Annotated in this window: 7 protein-coding genes; 6 read left to right on the top strand and 1 reads right to left on the bottom strand. The window is 44.4% G+C overall.

Annotated elements, in window-relative coordinates; translation table 11 throughout:
* On the top strand, window positions 1-894 hold an 894-nt coding region (locus tag RT269_RS29270), incomplete at its 5' end, for a YARHG domain-containing protein (RefSeq protein ID WP_313188011.1).
* Window positions 895-1,459: 565 nt separating this feature from the next.
* Here the strand turns inward: RT269_RS29270 and RT269_RS29265 are convergent.
* Window positions 1,460-2,053, bottom strand: a complete 594-nt coding sequence (locus tag RT269_RS29265; RefSeq protein ID WP_313188010.1) for a hypothetical protein — start codon at window positions 2,051-2,053, stop codon at window positions 1,460-1,462.
* Window positions 2,054-2,426: 373 nt separating this feature from the next.
* Between RT269_RS29265 and RT269_RS29260 the strand changes: the two genes are divergently transcribed.
* The 5 genes from RT269_RS29260 to RT269_RS29240 all read left to right on the top strand — a co-directional run.
* On the top strand, window positions 2,427-4,310 hold the full coding sequence (locus tag RT269_RS29260; RefSeq protein ID WP_313188009.1) for a BglG family transcription antiterminator: 1,884 nt from the start codon (window positions 2,427-2,429) through the stop codon (window positions 4,308-4,310).
* A complete protein-coding gene (locus RT269_RS29255; RefSeq protein ID WP_313188008.1) occupies window positions 4,310-4,777 on the top strand; it encodes a PTS sugar transporter subunit IIA in 468 nt (155 codons plus the stop codon). Before RT269_RS29260 ends, RT269_RS29255 begins: the two co-directional genes overlap by 1 nt.
* A 77-nt stretch (window positions 4,778-4,854) precedes the next feature.
* The gene (locus RT269_RS29250) at window positions 4,855-5,172 is read left to right on the top strand and encodes a PTS fructose transporter subunit IIB (RefSeq protein ID WP_313188007.1); all 318 of its coding nucleotides are present in this window, start codon (window positions 4,855-4,857) and stop codon (window positions 5,170-5,172) included.
* A 30-nt stretch (window positions 5,173-5,202) separates the two neighbouring features.
* Entirely contained in the window at window positions 5,203-6,465 is a 1,263-nt protein-coding gene (locus RT269_RS29245; RefSeq protein ID WP_313188006.1) for a PTS fructose transporter subunit IIC, read from the top strand.
* Window positions 6,466-6,484: 19 nt separating this feature from the next.
* A partial coding sequence (locus tag RT269_RS29240) for an aminopeptidase P family N-terminal domain-containing protein (RefSeq protein ID WP_313188004.1) occupies window positions 6,485-6,795 on the top strand: 311 nt, incomplete at its 3' end.

Here is a 6,795-nt window from a genome sequence, read left to right as displayed (position 1 = left end):
ACTTATGTGGAATCTCCAAGCTTTCTCAAAGATAAGACCGGGCTTGTGTACCGGATTGTTTTAACCGGAGTACTAGGTATTTACACGGTGCTGTTTGGAATCCTTATGTTAATGGGGTCACATCATTGGGGAACAAGTAAAACGACAGTATATGAAGAGACGAAAGCCGAAGAACTGATACAGCAGACTAATGCTGCAGAGAAGACAGAAGATGGCCCGATGGAAACAGAAATGCTTAAAACAGAGCAGGTGCCGGCTTTTCCGGCTTCTAATTCTCAGGCGCCAGGCTTTGAGCTGGATTTGCCAAAAGAATGGATTCGCCTGGCAGTCAGAAACGAGTTTAAAGGAGGGTGCAGCTACCATCAGAAAAAATCCTATGATTTGATGGGGGATGGAGTTTTATTCTATATTCAGGCGTACTCGAACTGCGGCTATGTTAATCTGCCAGACTATAAAATATGGGGATATGATGGTCCCTATGTATATGTAATGTCACTGCCCACAGATGTGACGTTTTATATGGAAGACAGTGCCATAATGGAGGAATACAATAAAATGCAAAGTGAAATCAGTCTGATCCGGGATACTTTCCGGATTCAGTCTGATACTGCAAAATATGATGGATTTGAATTTGTATTTCCTAACAGCAGCGATAGCCTGTTGCAGGAGCCGGATTTATGGAATCTTTCAGCCAGTCAGCTGCGGATCGCAAGAAACGAGGTTTATGCAAGACATGGCAGGCGGTTTGCTGATGAAGAATTGCAGAGGTATTTTAATCAATGCAGCTGGTATGAAGGAACGATTGATCCAAAAGATTTTAAGGAAGAAGTGCTGAATGAAACAGAGCGTTTCAATATCCGTTTGATTCAGGAACAGCAGAAACGTATGGAGTAGGAATTTGGAGGATGTATCCCATGCAAGAAAATAAAGGAAGAATGAGTTGGAAAGCATTTTGGCTTTTATTGATAAATCCTCAAGCTAAGGTCACTATGGCCGGAGTGGAACAGAGGAATATAAAGTAATTAAGATTGAAAGAATCAGAATTAGATGTGCTTTGTCTCATAAAAGGGAGGAGCCGGCAAGATGGGGGGAATCCTGCCGGCTGTATGAAAAAAAGTTTTATTTTAAAGGGTTATTGGCCTCTTTACAGTTATTAATATACCTGTAAAATGTGACGGGAGTTTGATGAAACTGTGAAGAGTTTGTGAAAGTAGGAAAAAGTGAAAGACCATGAATTGATTTATACTCTTAAAAAACATCAAACAGGGGCGGAAGTTAAGTTCTGCGAGCAGTTCATATACTTAAAAAAATACCCACCTTGTCTGCCAACAGGGTGGGCGGTGTCCGTAAGGACCTTTAACCTTTAAACTTGGGAATATCCACTTTTGGAGTGGGTGCTTTCTTTTGTAGTTCTATTATGGTCAATTCTCTTCCAAAATTCAAGGACATTAAGTAATACTTACAATATTTGGACATGCAGAGCATCGGCTTCATTTGGAATATCCGAATCTTGAAAATTGGTATGTGCTACGATCACGTCTACTAATAAACCTGGATGAAGCGAACGAAGAGGAACAGGGTTGCCGTCTTTGTCTCGAATCGTAGTTATATTGCTGATATTAAATCTTATTTGATCATCTGTATTATTAGGATCGCCAGTATAGAGAAAAGAGTTATCAATATCTACTTTTGCGATTCGATCTATAATAAAGCTCAGTGGCGGCTGATCGTATGTTCTCGCGACAATTAAATTTGCTTCGGCCTGTGGTGGTGTGAGTCCTGCATTAATTGGTGAAAATAAGGAATCTACCAACATGCCTTCTTCGATGTCGGATAAGAATATATGATAGCCGTATGAATTTAGTATGACAGTGTTAATGGTTACATTTAGTCTTAAGGATTCGGATATGGTTTCATTTTGTTCATAATTGGCGTAGATAATGTCCAGATATCCGGTATTATTATTAATAAGAAAAACCTCATCAACCACTGCATTATGGATTTGCAGCATTCGTCCAATTTGCCTGATTGTACCTAAATTACATATGCGCATTCGTGGCCTCTTAAGGATTTTACTAATTATAATAATATATGCATAAACAAATTTAAGATACGCATTATTACAAAGAAAGGGAATTGATTGATAAAAAATCAAGGGAGCGCCAGTTCCGGAAGGAATGATGCTGGCGCAGTGTAAATCAGTCACCCTCTGGAAAAGCTTAAAGGGATAAGCATAAAATAACCAGGAGTATTAAAAAGGAAGCGATAGGGTCATCAGGTCTGTTTTTCAAACCTGGGACAGTCTAGGAGGAGTCTATTACGGCTCCTCCTTTTTCTTTCCACCTCCTGTCACTTTCTGATGACAAGGAATGAATGGAAAGTTATACTGCTTAGGAGCATAATAAAACCAGAAGGAAAGTGATTGTATGATACAGGATTTGACACAAAAGCAGATACAGCTTTTGAATTGCCTGATGCATCAGGATAATGCCATTGATGGGGAAGAGTTGGCGAAACGGCTTGGAATCTCTTCCAGAACGGTAATGCGGTATCTCGCGGTTTTAAGTGAGGAACTGAAAACATTTGATGTGTCCATTTCCCGTAAAAGGGGACAGGGGTATGCTTTAGAGGGAAACAAGGCGGCATTAAAGCCTCTTCTTACCCAGAAGGAATACCGCCAGAAAGATGGAGATAAACGGATTCATGAGATGATTCTGGAAATCATCGACCGGGATGAGATCACCATTGAGAAACTCAGCGATATCATGTTTTTAAGTTCGTCCACTTTAAATAAAATGACCGCCGATGTGAAGGAATTTTTAGGCAGATACAGGCTGACTCTTGCCGGTAAGCCTTATTATGGCCTCTCCATCACGGGTGAGGAAACAGATATCCGCACTCTTTTGGGGGACATTGGCCTGGATTACTGTAATGCAAAGCTTGTGAATACAGGAATTTACAACATTTCTGAGGAAGAGCTTGACCGGACAGATGAACTGGTGTTCGGATACATTCAGGAATACGGAATGATAGTGGCAGATATGGATTTAAACAATCTGATTGCAAGAATCATCATCGCCCTTTCAAGGAACAGAAAAGGGCGCCAAGTCACCGGAATGAAGCTTGGAGCCACCATTTCCGGCCACAACTATCAGATGATACGCTCTATTATGGAGGCTCTGGGTAAGGAATTCCAGATTGCGGTTGCAGAGGAGGAATGCTTCTATGTCATGGTGTGTTCCGGTTTTATGGGATATAATCTTAACCTTGCGGATACAGCTGGCTGTGAGGAAATGCGCCGGTTCGTCGATGATTTTTTAGCGGAGATATCCCAGCTTACAGGGATTTCCTATAATCAGGATGAGAAAGTGATGAATGTTTTAAGCATGCACTTAAAGGCCCTGATGCAGAGGGCCAGGGCCGGAAACTACTCCCCAAATCCCATTATCGGGCAGATTAAAAACAGCTATCCTCTGGAAATGAATTATGCAATCCTGATGGCACAGCGCTTTGAGGAGCGGTTCGGCGTTTCCATCAATGAGGATGAGAACGGTTATCTGACCGTTTATTTAGGAGTTTATGAGCCCCAGGCCGGAGAGCGGATTAAGGCGGTGATCCTATGCAATTACGGAATCGGCACATCTCAGATGATTTTGGAGAAGATTCAGAGTGAAGTTCAGAATATATTTATCTGCAGCGTGTATCCGGTCCGATATTTAAAGCTGGCTTTGGACCGGAAGCCGGATGTGATTATTTCAGCGGTTCCTGTGGAGGCGTATGAAGGAACTGTTCCTGTAATCGTCTCCCATGATCTGCTGGGAGAGAAAGCGATTTCCGAAATTCAGGAACAGATCTGGCAGAAGATTTGCATTGAAAAGGAATTAATGCGGTATTTTGATCCGGACTGCTTTGGATATATCAGTGCGGAGAACCGGTTCCAGGCAATTAAAAAGCTGGGTGCTATGCTGGAACGAAAGAAAGGGATTGGAAGCCAGATGATAGACGCCATAGAAAAGCGTGAAAGGATCAGCTCCACAGAGGTTGGAAACCTGGTGGCAGTGCCTCATGTGCTGATGCAGGGAGAATTCTCTTCCTGTATTGCTATAGGGATTTTGGAGAATCCCGTGCAATGGGGAAGTGAGATGGTTCAGATGGTATTCTTAGCCTGTTTTAACCAGTCTGGAAATCAGTATGCCCGTATTTTCAGAACGCTGTATAAAGTGGTCCACTCAGAGGAACTGGTGCGCCGCCTCATACAGGCGGAGGATTTTTATACATTTCAAAATATTATGTGCAGGAGAGAGGTGTGATGATGACGAAGGAAGTAATTAAAAAGGAATATATTTTTACTGGGATGGAATTTGGGAGTAAGGAGGAAGCGCTTCGTTCCATCGCAGAACAGGCGGTAAGCTTAGGGCTGTGCCGGGATGTGGAAGGAACTTATCAGGGCTTTTTGGAACGGGAGTCTCAGGGCCCTACCGGCATGGAGGACGGGTTTGCAATTCCTCATACCCGTTGTGAATCCGTAATTCAGACGGGAATCATTGTTGTGAAGTCGAAACATGAGCTGGAGTGGGAATCCTTTGACGACAAGCCGGTTCACATTATGATTGCTCTGATTGTCCCAAAGGAGAATTATGGAAATGAGCACATCCAGATTCTGGCATCCCTCTCGAGAATGCTGATGAAACCTGAATTCCGCAACAGGCTTATGGAGTCTGATTCCGCCGGGGAGATTTATGAGGTCATTCATCAGGCGGTATCTTTAAACGGATGAATTTCAATTGAGAAGTTAATTCAGCTGGGGACGCCCGGATGAAATATATAAAAAATAATGAGAAAAGAGGAAAAATAATGGCAAAGAAAAAGTTGGTAGCTTTATGCGCGTGTACCATGGGACTGGCCCATACCTTTATGGCGGCTCAGGCCTTAGAGGATGCAGCAAAGGAGCTGGGATACGACGTAAAGGTGGAGACCCAGGGTGCGGATGGGATTCAAAATGAGCTGACCCCGGCAGAAATCGCAGAGGCAGATATTATTATTCATGCCGTTGCCATCGCGCCCCAGAACAATGAGCGCTTTGACGCCTATGATATTTACGAAATCGGCCTTCAGGATGCAATTAAGAATGCCAGAGGCATTATCCAGGAAATTGAAAGCATGGAAGAGTGAAAAAACGAGAGATAAGGGGGATAAAAGAAGATGGCAATAACAAAGAGGAGTGCATTGACAGGACAGGCAGAAAACAAAAATGCAGGCAGCTCCAATAAGCCGGTACAGCAAAAACCGGAGATTCAGGAGAAAAAGGGGATTTGGGATACATTGTCACGTCACGTAATGACCGGTATCAGCAACATGATTCCATTCCTGATCATGGGCGGACTGATTCTTGCATTTTCACAGCTTATTCCATATGTAATCCTGAGCGTGGATCCGTCCATAGGCATTTTGGATGCCATGAACAGTGGAGCTTATGAGGGATTTAACTTATTTCTTTTAAAATTTTCCGAATTATGTGCGAATTTTGGCGGAACGCTGTTCGGATTTGCGATTCCTATGTTTGCGGCTTTTATGGCTAACTCCATCGGCGGCAAGCTGGCGTTTCCGGCAGGTTTTATCGGCGGCTTGATGGCTACGAAGCCAACTGCGGTCGTGAGCCTTGTGGATGGAACCTGGACGGCTTCATCACCCGTAGCCTCTACATTTTTAGGAGCGCTGATCATCGCCATTGCAGCCGGGTATTTTGTGAAGTTTTTGAACCAGAAGATTAAAGTGAGCCACAATATGCTGGCATTCAAATCCACGTTCCTGATTCCCATGCTGGCAGCCGTGTTTGTCATGCTGGGCATGCATCTGGTGGTAACGCCTCTTGGGGGAATGTTGAATAGCCTGATCAAATCGGGACTTTCGGCAGCCGGGAAGGCAGGGTCCTATGGATATACCATTGCTCTGTCTGCTGCTACTGCCATTGATTTAGGCGGCCCCATCAACAAAGCAGCCGGGTTTGTGGCGCTTGGATTTACAACCGACAAGGTACTGCCCATTACTGCCCGTGTGGTTGCCATAGTCGTTCCATCCTTTGGATTGGGACTGGCGACCTTGATCGACCGTCTGGTAGTAAAGCGCCATGTGTTTGATAAGCAGTTCTATCCTCAGGGAAAGACTGCCATGTTTCTGGCGCTGATGGGAATCTCTGAGGGAGCCATTCCCTTTGCCCTGGAAATGCCTAAGGTAATCATTCCCTCTTACATGATCGGTGCCATATGCGGTTCCCTTTCTGCCACCATGTTCGGTGCGGTGCAGTGGTTCCCGGAGTCCGCTGTATGGGCGTGGCCTCTGTGCCAGAACATTCCGGCCTATATTGCAGGAATCGTGATCGGAGCTGTGGTGACGGCTTTGCTGGTGATCTTTATCCGCAACAACATGATACTAAAAGGCAGGCTGACGGTAGATTCCAACGACTGATAGGACAGGAGATGGCGGAATGGAAATTCATCTGATAAGTGGATGGCAGTTTATGGAACGAAACGGCCTGGACGGACTGTTGCTGGTATCCAGAGAAAATAAATTTTACACGGCAGGGTTATACAGCGGCAGCGGCTATGTGCTGCTTACCAAAAAGGGCTGTTATTCCATTGTGGATGGACGGTATTATGTCCAGCAAAAGGAGCGGATGGCCATAGCCCTTAAGGAGATGAATGCCAGGGTTTTGCTGGCGGACAAAAACTGCGGGTATATGGAGCACATAAACCGAATTGCGGAGGAAGAGTCTGTCACAAAACTGGGCTTTGAGGC

Source organism: Lacrimispora sp., assembly GCF_032078915.1.
Taxonomy (GTDB): Bacteria; Bacillota; Clostridia; order Lachnospirales; family Lachnospiraceae; genus Lacrimispora.
Note: the sequence above shows the minus strand (reverse complement) of the source record. Positions and strands in the feature narration are given on the sequence as shown.